Here is a 17,865-nt window from a genome sequence, read left to right as displayed (position 1 = left end):
CGGCGCTGCGACAATTCTCCGATGCGGCCGCGGCGATGATGCCGGCTCCACGTGCAGGCCGCCGCATGCGCTTCTTCCGACTCCATCACCCTCCGGGCGCAGTCCGTCCCGTCGACCTTCGGGTCGTCAGGGATCGCAGTGCCTGGGGTTTCGCGCTTCTCTGCATCCTGCTGGCGTTCGCGTTCCTCGGCAGTCGCGGGCTGTGGGATCCCGACGAGGGGCGCTACGCCAATGTGGCGCTCAACATGCTCGACAGCGGCGACTGGCTCAATCCGAAGCGCAGCGGCGATGTCGGCCATTGGACGAAGCCGCCGCTGACCTACTGGGCGATCGCCGCGAGCGTGGGCGTGTTCGGCAAGACCGCCGCGGCGGCGCGGCTCCCGGCGGCGCTCTCCTACCTGTTGTGCATCTGGCTGACCTGGCGCATAGGCAGGCGGCTGGCGCCGGGCTGCGAACGCACTGCCGCGCTGGCCTACGCCACCATGCTGCTCCCGTTCGGGGCGTCGCAGATGGTCACGACCGACTTCCTGCTCGCCGCATTCGAGACCCTGGCGGTATGGGCGTTCGTCGAGGCGCGGATGTCGGGCCGGCATCCTGGCGCCTGGGGGGGCCTCATGTGGGTGGGCTTCGCGCTGGCGTTCCTGACCAAGGGGCCGCCGGGACTGTTGCCGTTGCCGGTGCTGCTGGCATTCGACTGGCTGGTGTGGCGCCGGCATCCCGGGTTCCGCTTGTGGGGACTGTCGCTGTTCTGCCTGCTGGCGCTGCCCTGGTTTGTCGCGGTCGTCGCCGACAACCCGGGGCTGCTCGAGTATTTCGTGGGCGACGAGGTGGTGAATCGTGTCGTCACCGACAAGTTCGGGCGCCACGAACAGTGGTACGGGTGGTTGCTCGTGTATGCGCCCACCCTGGTCGTGGGGACCATGCCGTGGTCGCCGGCGCTGTGGCGATGGCTGCGCGCACTGCCGGCCGACCTGCAGCGGTGGCGCAGCGTCGAAGGCCGGCAGGCCGACCCTGCGGCGCTCTTCCTCGCGCTGTGGGTGCTGCTGCCGCTGCTGGTGTTCTGCCTGGCCCAGTCCCGGCTGCCGCTGTACCTGCTGCCGCTGTTCGTGCCGTTGGCACTGCTGGTCGCGGTCCAGCGCCGGAAGGAACACCGGAGTTTGCCGCGGTGGCCGTGGCTGGCCGCCTGGGTCGTGGTGCTGCTGGCGCTGAAGCTTGCCGCGAGCTTCTGGCCCACGCACAAGGACGCGTCACAGTGGGCAGTCGCGATCCACGAGCGGGCGCCGGGCCCGGTGCACGAAGTGATCTTCGTCGAGGACATGACGCGTTACGGACTGCGCCTGCACCTCGATGCCGAGATCGAAAAGATCGGCCTGGATCCGGTTCCTGCCGGGGCCAGGGCACGCTTCAATCCGGTCGATGACGAGGATCTCGCGACCGAACTCGCGGAGGCCGCCGACCAGCCCGGAGCGGTCTGGATCTGCAAGCAGTCACGGTGGCCCGGCATCCGTCTTCGGATCGCGGCGCTGGGATTCGTCGCCACCCCGCTGGGCACGCCCTATCGCGGGCGCGTCATCTTCAGGACCCGCCCTGTCGCGGCGCTCTCCGGACCCGTGGCCGGTCAGGACCGGCATTGAGCCGCGTGGCCAGGCCGACCTCCCGTTTCCGGCGCCTGCCCGTCCCGCCCACGGTCTGGACGCTGGGCTTCGTCAGCCTGTTCACCGACATGGGCTCGGAAATGGTGCACGCGCTGTTGCCCGTGCTGCTGGTCCAGGGCCTGGGGGCAAGCATGTTGGCGATCGGACTGATCGAGGGCGCGGCGGAGTCGCTGGCGATGGTGGTGAAAGTGTTCTCCGGCTATCTCAGCGATGCCGTGGGCCGGCGCAAGCCGCTGGTGCTGTTGGGCTATGGCCTGGCGGCCGCGGTCAAACCCGTGTTCCCGCTGGCCGACTCGGTCGCCACGGTGACGCTTGCGCGGCTGCTCGACCGCCTGGGGAAGGGCATCAGGGGTGCTCCCCGCGACGCGCTGGTGGTCGACGTGACGCCTCCCGCCGTCATGGGTGCGGCCTTCGGGCTGCGCCAATCCATGGACACCGTCGGCGCCGTGCTGGGGCCGCTGCTGGCCATGGCGCTGATGTGGCTGCATGCAGGCGACATCCGCACCGTGCTCTGGTGGGCGGTGCTGCCAGGCGCAGTTGCGGTGGTGCTGCTGCTCCGGTTGCGGGAACCGCCCCGGCAGCATGGGCGCGCCACTCCGCCATTGACCCGGCCGGGCCTTGCGCGGCTCGGCTCCGGCTTTGCGCGGCTGGCGGTGCTGGGCGCCTTGTTCTCGCTCGCGCGGTTCAGCGAGGCGTTCCTGATCCTTCGCGCCACAGATGTCGGCCTGGCGCTTGCCTACGTGCCACTGGTGCTGGCGTTGATGAGCCTCGCCTACGCAGCGACTGCGTATCCGGCGGGCCGCCTGGCCGACCGGATGCCCCCGGCGATGCTGCTGGCGGGTGGCATGGTGATGCTCGCGCTGGCGGACATGGCACTGGTCCTGGCCAACGATGCGACGTGGGTGCTCGTCGGTGCCGCACTGTGGGGGCTCCACCTGGGCCTGACCCAGGGGGTGCTCGCAAGCATGGTGGCCGGCGTGGCGCCGGAGCAGCATCGCGGCACCGCGTTCGGCGTGTTCAACCTGGTGTCGGGCGTGGCGCTGCTGGCCGCAAGCGTGCTCGCCGGATGGCTGTGGGACAGCGCAGGACCGGCGTGGACGTTCGGGGTCGGGGCGGGGCTGTCGCTGCTGACCCTGCTGCTGATCCCCGTGCTGGGTGCCGGGGGTAAGCGCCCGCCGTAGCGGGCGCGCCCTGTCAGTCGGCGCGGCCGGAGAACTCGCCGCTGGTGGTGTTGACCAGCACGCGCTCGCCGTTGCCGATGTACTCCGGCACCTGGATCTCGATGCCGGTGGACAGCCGCGCCGGCTTCGGCCGCTTGGTAGCCGTGCCGCCCTTGAGTTCGGGCGGGGTTTCCACGACTTCCAGGGTCACGGTCTGCGGGAGCTGGAGCGCGACCGGGGCGTCGTCGATCAGCTGCACGTAGCAGCCGCTGAGGCCATCGGTGATGTAGCCGGCACCGTCGCCGACCATCGCCGGATCGAGCGGGTAGGGCGTGAAGTCCTCGTCGTCCATGAACACGAAGGCATCGCCGTCCTTGTAGGAGAAGCTGGCCTGGCGGCGCAGCAGCTCGACTTCCTTCAGGTCGTCGTCGCCGTCGAACGAGGCGTCGGTCTTGTTGCCGCCGGGCACGCTGTACATGGTGAAGCGGAAGCGCACGTTGCCGCCGCGGCCCTGCGGCGAGCTGCGGTCGATGTCGCGGACCTGGTACACGGTGCCGTTGTGCTCGACCACGTTTCCTTTCTTCACGTCATAGGCTTTCATCGAGGGTCCTTACTTGGGTGCGAGGCGCACGGCGCCGTCGAGGCGGATGGTTTCGCCGTTGATGTAGCGGTTGCCGATGACGTACGCGACCAGGTCGGCGAACTCTTCGGGGCGGCCAAGGCGCGAGGGGAACGGGATCGACGCGCCCAGCGAGGCCTGCACGTCATCGGGCATGCCGTCGACCATCGGCGTCCAGAAGATGCCGGGCGCGATGGTGTTCACGCGGATGCCGAAGCGCGCCAGTTCGCGCGCCATCGGCAGGGTCATCGCGACCACGCCGCCCTTGGACGCCGAGTAGGCGGCCTGGCCGATCTGGCCTTCGTAGGCGGCGACCGAGGCGGTGTTGATGATCACGCCGCGCTCGCCGTCGTCGCCCGGCGCGTTGTGCTGCATCTGCGCGGCAGCGGCCTTGGCGACGTTGAAGCTGCCGACCAGGTTGACCATCACCGTTGTGGAGAACTGCTGCAGCGGCATCGGTGCCTCGCGGCCGAGCACGCGGCCGGCGCCGAGGATGCCGGCGCAGTTGATCGCCGCGTCCAGCCCGCCGAGGAAATCCTTCGCCGCCGCCACGTTGGTTGCCACGCCATCCTCGCTGGTGACGTCGGTGCGGAAGTAGCGTGCGTTGGCATCGCCGAGCGCGGCGATCGCGGCGCCGCCCTTGTCGTCATTCACGTCGAACAGCGCGACCTTGCCGCCGGCGTCGACGATGCGCGTGGCCACGGCAAGGCCGAGGCCGGAAACGCCACCGGTGACGATGGCGCGGGTGTCCTGGAGCCGCATGGAGTGGGTTCCTTGAGGGTAAACCGCGATTTTAGCGCGTCCCCGGTGCTCCAAGGCTCAGCGCGAACTGGTCGGCCGGCAGGCCCGGCGAGAACAGGAAGCCCTGGCCAACCGGCACGCCGAGCGCGAGCAGGAACGCGCGCTGCTCTTCGTTCTCCACGCCTTCCGCCACCAGCCCGAGGCCGAGGCTGTGGGCGATGCCGGCGACCGCCTGGCAGACGGCGACGTCCGACGCATTGCCGGGCACGCCGGCCACGAACAGCTGGCTCAGCTTCAGGCCCTGGATCGGCAGCCGGCGCAGGTAGTTGAGCGCGCTGTAGCCCTCGCCGAAGTCGTCGATCGCCAGCGCGACGTCCATCGCGCGCAGCTGGGCGAAGGTGTTCATCGTCTCGGGTGCGTCCTCGATCAGCACGCGCTCGGTGAATTCCAGCTCCAGCGCCGCGCCGGGCAGGGCGTATTCGTCGAGCAGCGCGCGCACGTTGGCGGCAAGGTCGTCGCCCAGGAACTGCCGGTAGGACACGTTGACCGCCACCCGCACGATGCCGTGCCCGGCGTCGCGCCATTCCGCGACCTGGCGGCAGGCCATGCGCAGCACCCAGAGCCCGATGCGCACGATGTCGCCGGTGCTTTCGGCCTGGCTGATGAAGTGGTCGGGCCGCATTTCGCCCAGGCGCTCGTTGCGCCAGCGGATCAGCGCCTCTGCGGCGACGATGCGGCCGCTGACGAGGTCCACCTGCGGCTGGTAGACAAGGTGGAACTCGTCGTTGTCGGCGGCGTGGCGCAGCTGGGTTTCGAAGCGCAGGCGGTCGCGCTGCGACTGCGCCATGGCCGGGGTGAACACCTGCCGGCCGTTGCGCACCCGCCGCTTGCTCGCGTACATCGCGGTGTCGGCGCTCTGGATCAGCGCGTGCGGGCTCTCGCCGTCATCGGGCGCGCGCGCGATGCCGATGCTCGCGGTGACCGCGAACTCCTCCTTCTCCACGCCAAAGCCGATGGCGAAGGCGTCGAGGATCGCGTCCGCCAGCCGCTCGGGGCTGTCCGGATCGTCGGCGGTGGAGCAGGCCACCAGGAACTCGTCGCCGCCGAAGCGCGCAATCAGGCCCTCGGTGCCCACGGCCCGGCGCAGGCGCTGCGCGGCGGTCACCAGCAGGGCGTCGCCGGCGGAATGGCCCAGCACGTCGTTGACCATCTTGAAACGGTCGAGGTCGATGTACAGCACCGCCACCCGCGACAGCGTGGCATCGGCCATGCGCGCGGCCAGCTCGCCCAGGATCGCGTCGCGGTTGAGCAGGCCGGTGAGCGGATCGGTGCGCGCCTGCACGCGCAGTGTTTCCTGGCCCTGCTTGTGCGCGGTGATGTCCTGCAGGGTGCCGGTGATGCGGCTGGCGCCCGGGTCGCCGGGTTCGGCCTCGCCGATCACGCGCACCCAGAATGCGTGGCCGTCGGCGCGCGAGCCTTGCAGCTCGAGGTCGAAACCGTGGCCTTCGAGGATCGTCGCGTCCACCGCACGCCGGAAGCGCGCGCGGTCGTCGTGGGCGAGGCAGGCGATCATGTCGTCGATCGACGCCGGCAACTGCGCCTGCGCCAGGATCCCGGCGGCGACATCGGTGAGGTACAGCCGTGCTGCGGCGCGGTCCCATTCCCAGCCACCGATGCGCGCCAGGGTCTGCACGCGATGGAACAGCGCGCTGTCGCGCTTGAGCGCGGTGACGTCGGAGAACATCGACAGCGCCTGGTGCGGCCGGTCGCTGCCGGCGGCGTACTGCGGCACCGAAGTCACCGACAGCCAGCGCAGCTTTCGCTGCGGGCGGTGGTAGAGGCCAAGCAGGGTGCTGCCGATCAGGCGGCCTTCGCGGATGGCGCGCATGGCGGGATACTCCTCGGCCGGCATTTCGCTGCCGTCCTCGCGCACCACCATCCACTCGCTCGCCGGGCGCGGCGTGCGCTGGTTCGGGTGGCCCGGCACGTGGCCCGGTACGCCGATCATGCGCAGCGCGGCGGAGTTCGCGTACACCAGGCTGCCATCCGCTGTCTGGATCACGATGCCCTTGTCGATCACCTCCATCAGCTCGCGGTAGCGCACCTCGGCTTCGCGCCGGCGGCTGAGGTCGCGGGCCACCGCCACCACGCACTTCCGGCCGTCGTGCAGGAAGCCGGCCGAATGCACTTCCACCGGGAACCGCGTGCCGTCGGCGCGCATGTTGCTCACTTCGATCACGAAGCTCTCGCCGCGGTCCACGGCGTCCCACACCGGCGCCATGTGGTCCTCGGGCAGGTCCGGGTTGAGCACGTGGATCGGCTGGCCGACGATCTCCTCGCGCGGCCGCCGGTAGGCCGCCATGCCGGCCTTGTTGAGGTCGAGCACGATGCCATGCTCGTCGATGATGCTGACCGGGTCGGGTACGGCGTCGAACAGCGCGTGGTAGCGCAGGCGCGCGACCTCGGCGTCCACGCTGGCCGCCTGCAGCGCATCGCGCGCGTGGCAGAGCATCTCGCGGGTGTGGGCAGGCAACGAGAGGTCGCGGCAGGCGGAGTCGAGCGCTGCGAGGACCTGCGCGTTGCCGTCGTTGTCCGACAGCAGCGCGTGGGTTCCAGGCAGGCTCGTCGCGGTCATGTCGCGGTGCGCGCCCGCGTTACCCTGCTGCCGCTTTCGCGGCCGAGTAACCCGGCCAGCCAGCGGCCGGTGTCGGCCAGCGCGTCAAGGTCGACTCCGGTCTGGATGCCCATGCCGTGCAGCATATACACCAGGTCCTCGGTGGCGAGGTTGCCGCTGGCGCCCTTCGCATAGGGGCAGCCGCCGGTGCCCGAGACCGCAGCATCGACCACCGCCACGCCTTCCTCCAGGCAGGCCAGCACGTTGGCCAGCGCCTGGCCGTAGGTGTCGTGGAAGTGCACCGCGAGCGCAGGCATCGGCACCGCGTCGGCCACCGCGCGCAGCATCGCGCGCGCCTTGCCCGGGGTGCCCACGCCAATGGTGTCGCCAAGCGAGATCTCGTAGCAGCCCATCGCATGCAGCGCGCGCGCCACGCGCACCACCTCCGCCACCGGCACGTCGCCCTGGTAGGGGCAGCCGAGCACGGTGGAGACGTAGCCGCGCACGCGCACGCCGTCGTCGGCGGCCTGCGCCAGCACCGGGCGGAAGCGTTCCAGCGATTCGTCGATGCCGGCGTTGGTGTTGCGGCGGTTGAAGGCTTCCGACGCCGCAGTGAACAGCGCGACCTCGGTGGCGCCGACGGCGCGCGCGCGCGCGTAGCCCTGCAGGTTGGGCACCAGCACCGGATAGGCCACGCCATCGCGCCGCGCGATGCCGGCGAACACGTCCGCGGCATCGGCCAGCTGCGGCACCCACTTCGGGCTGACGAAGCTGGTGGCTTCGATCGTCTGCAGGCCGGTGGCCGACAGCCGGTCGACCAGCGCGATCTTGTCCGCGGTGGCGACGATCGCCGCTTCGTTCTGCAGGCCGTCGCGCGGTCCCACCTCGACGATGCGCACGCGGGACGGCAGGGCCATGGTCAGGACTCCAGGACCACCAGCACCGCATCGGCCTCGACGAAGTCGCCTTCGTGCGCGCGCAGCTCGGCTACGACACCGTCGCGCGGCGCCTTGAGCGCGAGCTCCATCTTCATCGCCTCCATGACCAGCAGTTCCTGTCCCTGCGCCACGCTGTCCCCCGGGGCTACCCTGGTGACGACAATACGCCCGGGCATCGGTGCCGCGATACGGTCTCCCGAGCCGGCGGTGTCGGCCAGGTCGGCCTGGTAGGGGAGGGCGCGCTCGAAGCGCCAGTGGCGACGCCCGTCGTGGAGCATCAGGCGGCCTGCGTGGGCATCGAGCCGGTAGCGCCGGCCGGCACCGTCGAAGCGCGCCGACAGGCCGCCGTCGATCAGGCGCGCCCCGGCCACCGCGCTGTCCGCGCCATCGCGGCTGATGCGGTAGTCGCCGTGCGCACCATGCGCCTCGAACACATGGCGCTGGCCGTCGGCGCGCAGCACCACGCGGCGCAGGCCGGCGTGGCCCAGGCGCCAGCCGTCGGCGATCGCCCAGGGCGAGCCGGGGTCGCTGCTGCCGGCGGCGGCGCAGCGCGCCTCGGCTTCTTCGGCAAGGAGCGCGGCGGTGGCGGCGGCGAGCAGGGCGGCATCGTGGTCGCCGGCAGCGGCGCCGGCGTCGTCGCCGATGAACTCGTCCAGGTGGCGGTCGAGGTAGCCGGTGTCGATGCTGCCGTCGACCACCGCCGGGTGGCGGACCAGGCGTTCGAGGAAGGCGATGTTCGACTTCGGGCCATCGATCGCGCAGTCCGCCAGCGCGTCGCGCAGCCGCGCCAGCGCGCCGGCGCGGTCGCGGTCATGGACGATCAGCTTGGCGATCATCGGGTCGTAGAAGATCGTCACCACGTCGCCCTCCACGACGCCGGCATCGACACGCACGTGAGCCGACGGTGCGGGCAGGCGCAGGCGCTGCAGGCGGCCGGAGCCGGGCAGGAAGCCGGCGTCGGGGTCCTCGGCGTACAGCCGCACCTCGATCGCATGGCCGTTGCGAGCAATCGCGTCCTGCGCCAGCGGCAGCGGCTCGCCCGCGGCCACGCGCAGCTGCCACTCCACCAGGTCCAGGCCGGTGACCATCTCGGTGACGGGGTGTTCGACCTGCAGCCGGGTGTTGATCTCCATGAAGAAGAACTCGCCCGACGGCGCGACGATGAACTCCACCGTGCCGGCGTTGGCGTAGTCGATGGCGCGCGCGGCCAGCACCGCGGCCTCGCCCATGCGCGTACGCAATTCCGGCGTGAGGAACGGCGAGGGCGCCTCCTCGAGCACCTTCTGGTAGCGGCGCTGCGCGGAGCACTCGCGTTCGTTGAGATGGATGGCGTTGCCGTGCGCGTCGCCGAACACCTGGATCTCGATGTGCCGCGGCGATTCGATGTAGCGCTCCAGCAGCACGCGGTCGCGGCCGAAGGCATTGCGCGCCTCGCGCTGGCAGCTTTCCAGCGCCGGCAGGAACTCCGCGGCCGCGCGCACCACGCGCATGCCCTTGCCGCCGCCGCCGTGCGCGGCCTTGATCATCAGCGGATAGCCGATGCGGTCGGCTTCGCGCTGCAGCAGCTCCGGCTCCTGGCCTTCGCCGGTGTAGCCGGGCACCACCGGCACGCCCGCGGCGTCCATCAGCTCCTTGGCGCCGGCCTTGCTGCCCATCCTGCGCATCGACGCCGCCTTCGGGCCGATGAAGGCGATGCCGGCGGCCTCGACCGCGTCGGCGAAGTCGGCGTTCTCGCTGAGGAATCCGTAGCCCGGATGGATGGCCTGCGCACCGGACTGCTTCGCCACGTCGAGGATCGCGTCGCCACGCAGGTAGCTGTCCTGCGGCCGCGGCCCACCGATCGGCCACGCCTCGTCCGCCAGGCGCACGTGCTGCGCGTCGGCGTCGGCTTCGGAGTACACCGCCACCGTGGCGATGCCCATGCGCCGCGCGGTGCGGATGACGCGGCAGGCGATTTCGCCGCGGTTGGCGATCAGGATTTTCTGGAAGAGCATTCTTTTGGCCACGGATTTGCGCGGATTACGCGGATCAGGCTGAGGAGTCTATGAGAAAACGCGCCTGCGGAATTCGGGGCGGGGACCGAAGTTGAGGAGGAGGCCCACGCGGATGCGCGTCGCTTTGAGGTAGTTGAGCAGCTGCGCTTCGTGGGCATCAGTCAGGGAGCGTGCTGCTTTGATTTCGACGAGCAGGCAACCCTCGACTAGAACGTCCGTGCGGAATTCGCCCACCAGGTGGTTGTGGAACCGCACCTCGACGGGGACCTGCCGTTCCGCTCGCAGTCCACATTCATGCAGGCGAATCGCAAGTGCCTGCTCGTACACGCTCTCCAAAAACCCGTGCCCCAACTCGTTATACGTATCAAAGAAAGCCCCGATCACCTGCTTGCTGACCCTGCGATGCATCAGCCCCGTCATGTCCGCATCCATGCGTCCTCCCTCCATTGGTTCTTGCCTCGACCCGATCCGCGCAATCCGCGCAAATCCGTGGCCAAAAACGCTGTTGCTCTACTCCACCCACCCCGGCGCGCGCTTGTCGAGAAAGGCGGCCAGGCCTTCCTGGCCTTCCGGCGACACGCGCAGGGCGGCGATCAGCGCGGCGTTGTCGTGGTCGAGGCGGTCGGCATCGGTTGCGGTGGCGACTTCACGCACCAGGCGCTTGGCATCGGCGGACGCGAATGGCGCGGCCTTCAGCAGCAGCGCCACCTGACGATCGACGGCGGCATCCAGCTCGTCGGCGGGTACCAGCTGGTGCAGCAGGCCGATGCGCAGCGCCTCGGCGGCATCGAAGATCTCGGCCGTGGCAAACCAGCGCCGCGCCTGGCGGCTGCCGATCGCGGCGATGACGTAGGGCGAGATCACCGCCGGCAGCAGGCCCAGGCGGCTTTCGGTCAGGCCGAACTTCGCCTCCGGCACGCCGATGGCGATGTCGCAGCAGGCCACCAGGCCCACGCCGCCGCCAAACGCCGCGCCGTGCACGCGCGCGATGGTCGGCTTGGGCAGGCGGTCCAGGGTGCGCATCAGCCGCGCCAGGGCGAGGGCATCGTCGCGGTTCGCGCCTTCGTCGGCCGCGGCCATGGCGCGCATCCAGTTGAGGTCGGCGCCGGCGGAGAACGAGGCGCCGCGGCCTTCCAGCACCACCACGCGCACCCCGGCGTCGCCAGCCAGCGCGTCGAGCGCGGCGGTGAGTTCGGCGATCAGCGCGGCATCGAACGCGTTGTGCAGCGTCGGACGGTCCAGGCACAGGCGTGCCACGGCACCATGCCGCGTAAGTGTCAGGGGTGCCGGCATCTCGAGCCTCCGCGTTTGGACATAAATGATAGCCGCGGGCCGTCACCGCGCTACAATGAGAACAGTTCCCATTTGGAAGTTGCCGTGAGGCTGACCGAGCTGCCGCGCCGCGAACGTGCCATCGTCGAGCGCGTCGAGTCGCGATACGACAACGACCACATCGCGCGCCGCCTGCGCGAGCTCGGTTTCGTGGCGGGCGAAGAAGTGCAGGTCACCGCCGCCGGTCCGTTCGGCGCCGAGCCGCTGCTGGTGCAGGTTGGCTACACGCGTTTCGCGCTGCGCCGCGACGAGGCCGCGCGCGTGGTGCTGCGCAACGGCGACGCGCGGCCATGAGCGCCGACGCCAGGGCGCTGCCGCGGCTGGCGCTGGTCGGCAACCCGAATTGCGGCAAGACCGCGCTGTTCAACCAGCTGACCGGCAGCCGGCAGAAGGTCGCCAACTACACGGGCGTCACCGTCGAGCGCAAGGAAGGCCGCCTGATCGCGCCGTCCGGGCGCCAGTACGCGGTGCTCGACCTGCCCGGCGCCTACAGCCTGCATCCCTCGAGCCTGGACGAGGCGATCACCCGCGACCTGTGTCGCGGCTTCTATCCCGGCGAGCCGGTGCCCGACGCCATCGTCTGCGTGATCGACGCCACCAACCTGCGCCTGCACCTGCGCTTCGCGCTGGAAGTGCGCGAGCTCGGACTGCCGATGGTGATCGCGCTCAACATGGCCGACGCCGCCGCACGCCGCGGCGTGGTGATCGATCGCGCCGCACTGGAGGCCGAGCTTGGTGTGCCAGTGGTGGAGACCGTGGCCGTGCAGCACGACGGTGCCGTGGCGCTGGTCGAACGGATCGAAGCGATGACCGCGGCGCCGCGGCCGCCCCACGTTCGCCTGGGTGGCACCGACACGGCGGTCGACAGCGACGCGCTGCACGCGGAAACCCGGCGCCTGCTGGCACTCGCGGTCACCATGCCCACGCGCACCGCACGCCTCGACGACAGCCTGGACCGGTGGCTGCTGCACCCGGTGTTCGGGCTGCTGACGCTGGCGGTGGTGATGTTCCTGATCTTCCAGGCGGTGTACGCCTGGGCCACGCCGGTGATGGACCTGATCGAAGCCGGCACCGCGTGGCTGGGCGAGGCGGTCGCCGCGGTCATGCCGGATGGTCCGCTGCAGAGCCTGCTGGTCGACGGCATCATCGCCGGGCTGGGCGGGGTGGTGGTGTTCCTGCCGCAGATCCTGGTGCTGTTCGCCTTCATCCTCGCGCTGGAGGAATCCGGCTACCTGCCGCGCGCGGCGTTCCTGCTCGACCGCATGATGGCGGCGGCGGGCCTCTCCGGCCGCTCCTTCATCCCGCTGCTGTCGAGCTTCGCCTGCGCGGTGCCGGGCATCATGTCCACGCGCTCCATCCAGGACCCGCGCGACCGCATCGCCACGATCATGGTGGCGCCGCTGATGACCTGCTCGGCGCGGCTGCCGGTGTATGCGCTGCTCATCGGCGCCTTCATCCCCACTCGCGAAGTCGCCGGCATGTTCAACCTGCAGGGCCTGGTGCTGTTCGCGCTGTACATGGCCGGCATCGTCAGTGCGCTGGCGGTGTCGTGGATCATGAAGCGCTGGCGCCGCGACAAGGGCGAGCATCCGCTGCTGCTGGAGCTGCCGTCGTACCGGGTGCCGCACCCGCGCGACCTGCTGATCGGGCTCTACGAGCGCGGCATGATCTTCCTCAAGCGCGTCGGCGGCATCATCTTCGCGCTCACCGTGCTGCTGTGGGTGCTGCTGTCGTTCCCGGCGCCGCCGGTCGACGCCATCGGCTCGGCCATCGACTACAGCTTTGCCGGCCGCATTGGCCACGCGCTGGCCTCGGTGTTCGCCCCGATCGGCTTCAACTGGCAGATCTGCATCGCGCTGATCCCGGGCCTGGCCGCGCGCGAGGTCGCGGTGTCCGCGCTGGCCACCGTGTACGCGCTGTCCGCCGTGGACGACGAAGCCGCCAGCCAGGCCCTGCTGCCGATCATCAGCGACGGCTGGTCGCTCGCCACCGGCCTGTCCCTGCTGGTGTGGTTCATCTACGCGCCGCAGTGCATCGCCACCTGGGCGGCCATCCGTCGCGAGACCGGTTCGTGGAAGCTCATGGCCATCAACGCGGTGTTCCTGTTCCTGCTGGCGTACCTGGCGTCGTTCGCCACCTATCAGATCACCGTGGCGCTGGGCGGCGGCTGAGCCATGGATGCCGGTCTCGCCGTGCAATACGTGGTCGTGGCGCTGGTGGTCCTGCTCGCCGCCTGGATGGCGCTGCGCCGGCAGTTTCCCGGCACCACGCGTCGCCTGCGCATCGCGATCGCGCTGCCGCTGGTGCGCGACGGGCGGCCGGCGTGGATGCGGCGCCTCGGCCTGCGCATCGCGCCTGCGGGCAGTGGCGGCGGCGCGGCCTGCGGCAACACGTCATGTGGTGGCTGCGGTTGATGGGTTGAATTGTCGCGCGCTGGCGCGTTGGCACATCGCTCCGCGGTCTGACGGCCCTGCGGGCCTTTAGGCCCGCTGCGCGATGCGCCAACGCGCCTGTGGCGACATTACGGTGGCGTTGAGAGGCGTGCGTGTACGGCGCGGGCGAATCCTGCGCCGGCGTGGGGATCCTGGCCGAGGTAGAAGTCCGGTTCGATCAGTTCGGCTTCCATCAACAGCCAACGGCCGTCGGCGTCGGGCACGACGTCGATGCGTGCGTACAACAGTGGCGTGCCGATCGCGGCGAGGGTCTGCCCGGCCAGCGCAAGCGCGCCCTCGGGCGGATCGGGCACGGCGGTGTAGAGGCCTCCGTACTGCACCTGGATGCGGAAGTCGCCTGGGACGGGGCGCTTGTTGACCGCGTGGCTCAGGCGCCCGCCGAAAAACAGCAGCGAGGTTTCGCCTTCGGTCTCGATCGTCGGCAGGTAGGGCTGGATCATGGCGGCACCGTCGGGCGCGCCGACCAGTGCCTCGCCGCGACGCAGGCGCTGCGTCTGCCAGGCACCGCCGGATACGGTCGGCTTGACGATCAGCTGTGCGGCGCCGGTTGCCTCGAACATCGCATCGATTTGTTCGCGCGTGACGCGCTCGGTCCACGTAGTCGGCGGGATTGCGATGCCGCGCTGCGCCAGCACGTCGAGGTAGTGCTTGTCGGAGTTGGAAGCCAGCACCTCGGCCGGGTTGGCGATCGCCACGCCCGCGTGCTGCCACGCGCGGCATGCCCGCAGCCAGCGCGCGTGGTCGAGGTGATAACCCCACACCAGCAACGGCAGCACGAGCGGGAATTCCATCAGCTGCGCGCAGTCGTCGACATGCGCGGTCCAGGGCGTGGGCGTTGCCGTCACGCCTGCGGTGGCGAGCGCGGCGGAGAGCCGCGCGAGCACGCCGGGCCAGCTCCCGGCATAGGTCTCATCCTCCGGGTCCGGGGTGAGGATGGCGACGCGGTTCGATTCGACTGGGGTGTGCATGGCGAGAGTCCTTGTCGCGCTGGCGGGTCGTCACATCGCTTCGCGGTCTGACGGCCCTTCGGGCCTTTCGGCCCGCTGCGCGATGCGACAACCCGCCCGTGGCGAGCTTTTCGCGGCCCGGAGGGCCGCCGGCCCGCGGCGGCGCTGGGAGCGGTGGGCGTGCACCGTGCGGAGCCGGCCTCGGCACGCAAGACGGTGGAGCACGGTGCACGCCCACCGCCAACGCCAAGCACAAGGCTCTAATGCCGCGAAGTAGGCTTCTTCGGCATCCGCCGCATGTCGTTGGTCGGCATCAACTCCACCGCCAGGGTAAACGTGCGCGCATCGCCCGGATGGATGGCACCCACGCCGACCACCTGGTGCGACACCTCCTTGCCCTCGTCGTCACGGATGGTCAGCACCACCGAATATTCCCAGGCACCACCTTCGGCGGGATGGCGGATCTCGCCCTCCACCTGCAGCGCACGGGTGACCTGCGTGGGCTGCGCCTTGTCTTCAAAGCGCAGGTAGTGCCGGCACGATGGACATGCCACCGCGCTTTCGAGGATTGTCGTCTTGCAGTGCGGGCAGGTGCGCGTGGCACCTGCCGCACCGGGGCGCGTGCTCACGAGACCAGGTCGAGCCCGGCCTTCGAAGCGTCCTTCTTGCCCTTGTCGTCCTTGGCCGGCGCATCGCCGTCGCCCCAACCGCACTCCACGTTGCCGCGGATGCGCGCGCCGGCCGCGACCGTCAGCGTGCCCGCCTTGACGTCGCCCATCAGGACCGACGACTGCTGCAGCTCCACGCGCGACGCCGACTCGATGTTGCCTTCCAGCTCGCCGGCCACCGTGACGCGCTGCGCGCGCACGCCACCGTTGAGCTTGGCGCCGCTCTCGATGGTCAGGTCGCCTTCGACGTTCACGTCGCCCTTGAACTTGCCGGCGATGCGCACATGGCCGCTGCCGGAGATCTTGCCCTCGATGGTCAGGTCGGCCGCGATCAGCGATTCCTTGAGCTGCGGCTGCGCCGGCACGCGCGGGGTCGGCGTGGGCGTCTGCACCGGAGCGAAGTCGGCGATCGCGGGAGTGGGCTCGCGCACCGGCGTGTCGGCCTGGCTGTTGCTGTTGCCGAACGGCAGCGTGGTGTCTTTCTTGGCGGAGCCTTGCGGGTTGAAAATGGCCATCGGGGGATGCTTCCTCAAGTACAGGGTAGGGCGTCAGGGAAGTCCGAGCCTATCACGCGCGCACCTTCACACCGCTGTGACATGGGTCACCAAAACTGAACCGGGCCAATGACTTGCGTCCGCCGCTACATGCGGAACACGCCGAACCGGGCGGGCTCCACAGGCGCATTCAGTGACGCGGAAACCGCCATGCCAAGCACCCGACGGGTGTCGGCTGGGTCGATGATGCCGTCGTCCCACAGCCGTGCCGTCGCATACCAGGGGCTGCCCTGCGACTCGTACTGGTCGCGGATCGGCGTCTTGAATGCTTCCTCCTCGTCTGCGCTCCAGCTGCCGCCACGCGCCTCGATGCCGTCGCGCGTGACCGTGGCCAGCACGCTGGCCGCCTGCTCGCCGCCCATCACGCTGATGCGCGCGTTGGGCCACATCCACAGGAAGCGCGCGCCGTAGGCGCGGCCGCACATCGCGTAGTTGCCGGCGCCGAAGCTGCCGCCGATCACCACGGTGAACTTGGGCACGCTCGAGCACGCGACGGCGGTGACCATCTTCGCGCCGTCCTTGGCGATGCCGGCGTTCTCGTATTTCCTGCCGACCATGAAGCCGGTGATGTTCTGCAGGAACACCAGCGGGATGCCGCGCTGGTTGCACAGCTCGATGAAGTGCGCGCCCTTGAGCGCCGACTCGGAGAACAGGATGCCGTTGTTGGCGACGATGCCGACCGGATAGCCGTGCAGGTGCGCGAAGCCAGTGACCAGCGTCTTGCCGTAGCGCGCCTTGAACTCCTGGAATTCGCTGCCGTCGACGATGCGCGCGATGACCTCGCGGATGTCGAACGGGCGGCGCGTGTCCTTCGGCACGATGCCGTACAGCTCCTCGGCCGCGAACAGGGGTTCCACCACCGGGCGTGTCGCCACCGGCAGGACCTTGCGGCGGTTGAAGGTGCCCACGATGTCGCGCGCGATCTGCAGCGCGTGGCGATCGTCCTCGGCGAAATGGTCTGCCACGCCCGAGACCGCGGTGTGCACGTCGGCGCCGCCAAGGGCTTCGGCATCCACCATCTCGCCGGTGGCCGCCTTCACCAGCGGCGGGCCGCCGAGGAAGATCGTGCCCTGGCCCTTGACGATCACCGACTCGTCGCACATCGCCGGCACGTAGGCGCCGCCGGCCGTGCAGCTGCCCATCACCACCGCGACCTGCGGGATGTTCTCGGCACTCATCCGTGCCTGGTTGTAGAAGATGCGGCCGAAGTGCTCGCGGTCCGGGAACACCTCGTCCTGCAGGGGCAGGAAGGCGCCGCCGGAGTCGACCAGGTACACGCAGGGCAGGTGGTTCTCGCGCGCGACTTCCTGCGCGCGCAGGTGCTTCTTCACCGTCATCGGGAAGTAGGTGCCGCCCTTGACCGTGGCGTCGTTGGCCACGACCACCACTTCCTGGCCCATCACCCGGCCGATGCCGCAGACCATGCCGGCCGCGGGCGCGGCGCCGTCGTACATGTCCTCGGCGGCAAGCGGCGCGATCTCGAGGAAGGGCGAACCCGGGTCGAGCAGGGCGGCGATGCGCTCGCGTGGCAGCAGCTTGCCGCGCGCGGTGTGCTTCTCGCGCGCCTTGTCACCGCCGCCGTCGGCCGCGCGCGCCAGGCGCCGGTCGAGCTCGGCGACGAGTGCACGGTGGTGATCGACGTTGCCGATGAAGTCGCTGGACGCGGTGTCCAGGCTGCTGCTGAGGACGGGCATGCGCTCACACGTGGCTGCGGGTGGCCGGCAAGGATACCCGCAAGAAAAAAGGCCCGCCGAAGCGGGCCTTTGCTGCCGGGCAGAGCCAGGCGGCGAAGGTCAGTCTTCGACCTTGTCGGCGGCGGCGTCGGCCTTGTCGGCGGCGTCGCGCAGCGCGTCGGCGGTGGCGGCCTCGGCATTTTCGGCGGCAGCGGCTGCGGCGGCCTGCGCTTCGGCGGTGGCCTGGTCGACAGCGGCACCGGCTTCGGCAGCGGTTTCGCCGGCGGCAGCGGCAGCGGCGTCGGCGGACGCGGCGACGGCGTCACCGGTGGCTTCGGCGGCCTGGCCGATGGTGTCGCCAGCGGTCTCGGCGGTGGCTTCGGCCTCGGCGGCGGCCTGCTGGGCGGTGGAGGTCTCGTTCTGGCACGCGGCGAGCGCGAAGGTGCAGGCGGCCAGCAGAGCGACGGTCTTGATCTTCATGGGAAATCCCCTGAGGTGTGGTTGAGCGGAGTTTGCA

At 70.2% G+C, this 17,865-nt stretch carries 17 protein-coding genes; 5 read left to right on the top strand and 12 right to left on the bottom strand.

Annotation, left to right across the window (positions count from 1 at the left end):
- Positions 1-65 precede the first annotated feature (65 nt).
- Both JGR64_RS08745 and JGR64_RS08740 read left to right on the top strand, forming a co-directional pair.
- On the top strand, positions 66-1,634 hold the full coding sequence (locus JGR64_RS08745; RefSeq protein ID WP_199372981.1) for a glycosyltransferase family 39 protein: 1,569 nt from the start codon (positions 66-68) through the stop codon (positions 1,632-1,634).
- Between the two features lie 5 nt (positions 1,635-1,639).
- Positions 1,640-2,836, top strand: coding sequence for an MFS transporter (locus JGR64_RS08740; RefSeq protein ID WP_234446937.1), 1,197 nt, complete (start codon positions 1,640-1,642; stop codon positions 2,834-2,836).
- A 13-nt stretch (positions 2,837-2,849) separates the two neighbouring features.
- On the opposite strand, the gene yeiP is transcribed toward JGR64_RS08740, so the two are convergent.
- The 7 genes from yeiP to JGR64_RS08705 form a co-directional block, all read right to left on the bottom strand.
- On the bottom strand, positions 2,850-3,416 hold the full coding sequence (gene yeiP, locus JGR64_RS08735) for an elongation factor P-like protein YeiP (RefSeq protein WP_185115472.1): 567 nt from the start codon (positions 3,414-3,416) through the stop codon (positions 2,850-2,852).
- A 9-nt stretch (positions 3,417-3,425) separates the two neighbouring features.
- Positions 3,426-4,196, bottom strand: a complete 771-nt coding sequence (locus JGR64_RS08730) for an SDR family NAD(P)-dependent oxidoreductase (protein WP_199372979.1) — start codon at positions 4,194-4,196, stop codon at positions 3,426-3,428.
- 31 nt (positions 4,197-4,227) lie between these two features.
- Positions 4,228-6,810: an EAL domain-containing protein gene (locus tag JGR64_RS08725; protein ID WP_199372978.1), complete on the bottom strand. Its 2,583-nt coding sequence runs from the start codon at positions 6,808-6,810 to the stop codon at positions 4,228-4,230.
- Complete coding sequence (locus JGR64_RS08720) at positions 6,807-7,700, bottom strand: hydroxymethylglutaryl-CoA lyase (RefSeq protein WP_199373249.1); 894 nt, start codon at positions 7,698-7,700, stop codon at positions 6,807-6,809. Before JGR64_RS08720 ends, JGR64_RS08725 begins: the two co-directional genes overlap by 4 nt.
- A gap of 8 nt (positions 7,701-7,708) precedes the next feature.
- The gene (locus JGR64_RS08715) at positions 7,709-9,721 is read right to left on the bottom strand and encodes an acetyl/propionyl/methylcrotonyl-CoA carboxylase subunit alpha (RefSeq protein ID WP_199372977.1); all 2,013 of its coding nucleotides are present in this window, start codon (positions 9,719-9,721) and stop codon (positions 7,709-7,711) included.
- A 48-nt stretch (positions 9,722-9,769) separates the two neighbouring features.
- Complete coding sequence (locus JGR64_RS08710) at positions 9,770-10,153, bottom strand: GxxExxY protein (RefSeq protein ID WP_199372976.1); 384 nt, start codon at positions 10,151-10,153, stop codon at positions 9,770-9,772.
- Between the two features lie 78 nt (positions 10,154-10,231).
- A complete protein-coding gene (locus JGR64_RS08705) occupies positions 10,232-11,014 on the bottom strand; it encodes an enoyl-CoA hydratase-related protein (RefSeq protein WP_199372975.1) in 783 nt (260 codons plus the stop codon).
- A gap of 84 nt (positions 11,015-11,098) precedes the next feature.
- Here JGR64_RS08705 and JGR64_RS08700 point away from each other — a divergent pair, with 84 nt between their 5' ends.
- From JGR64_RS08700 to JGR64_RS08690, 3 genes are read left to right on the top strand one after another with little or no spacing between them, the layout of a single operon-like run.
- Entirely contained in the window at positions 11,099-11,347 is a 249-nt protein-coding gene (locus tag JGR64_RS08700; RefSeq protein WP_199372974.1) for a FeoA family protein, read from the top strand.
- Entirely contained in the window at positions 11,344-13,224 is a 1,881-nt protein-coding gene (locus tag JGR64_RS08695; RefSeq protein WP_199372973.1) for a ferrous iron transporter B, read from the top strand. Before JGR64_RS08700 ends, JGR64_RS08695 begins: the two co-directional genes overlap by 4 nt.
- A 3-nt stretch (positions 13,225-13,227) precedes the next feature.
- Positions 13,228-13,467, top strand: a complete 240-nt coding sequence (locus JGR64_RS08690; RefSeq protein WP_199372972.1) for a DUF6587 family protein — start codon at positions 13,228-13,230, stop codon at positions 13,465-13,467.
- Between the two features lie 107 nt (positions 13,468-13,574).
- Here the strand turns inward: JGR64_RS08690 and JGR64_RS08685 are convergent, their stop codons facing one another.
- The 5 genes from JGR64_RS08685 to JGR64_RS08665 form a co-directional block, all read right to left on the bottom strand.
- Entirely contained in the window at positions 13,575-14,474 is a 900-nt protein-coding gene (locus tag JGR64_RS08685) for a hypothetical protein (RefSeq protein WP_199372971.1), read from the bottom strand.
- 239 nt (positions 14,475-14,713) lie between these two features.
- Positions 14,714-15,082 carry a hypothetical protein gene (locus tag JGR64_RS08680; protein WP_199372970.1) on the bottom strand — a complete coding sequence of 123 codons (369 nt, stop codon included), beginning with the start codon at positions 15,080-15,082 and terminating at the stop codon, positions 14,714-14,716.
- Positions 15,079-15,636: a polymer-forming cytoskeletal protein gene (locus JGR64_RS08675; RefSeq protein WP_199372969.1), complete on the bottom strand. Its 558-nt coding sequence runs from the start codon at positions 15,634-15,636 to the stop codon at positions 15,079-15,081. Before JGR64_RS08675 ends, JGR64_RS08680 begins: the two co-directional genes overlap by 4 nt.
- Before the next feature lie 125 nt (positions 15,637-15,761).
- Entirely contained in the window at positions 15,762-17,369 is a 1,608-nt protein-coding gene (locus JGR64_RS08670; protein WP_199372968.1) for a carboxyl transferase domain-containing protein, read from the bottom strand.
- Positions 17,370-17,468: 99 nt separating this feature from the next.
- Complete coding sequence (locus JGR64_RS08665) at positions 17,469-17,828, bottom strand: hypothetical protein (RefSeq protein ID WP_199372967.1); 360 nt, start codon at positions 17,826-17,828, stop codon at positions 17,469-17,471.
- Positions 17,829-17,865: the final 37 nt, after the last annotated feature.

It is taken from the genome of Luteimonas sp. MC1572 (assembly GCF_016615815.1).
Classification (GTDB): Bacteria; Pseudomonadota; Gammaproteobacteria; order Xanthomonadales; family Xanthomonadaceae; genus Luteimonas.
This window is presented reverse-complemented; position numbering and strand designations above follow the sequence as displayed.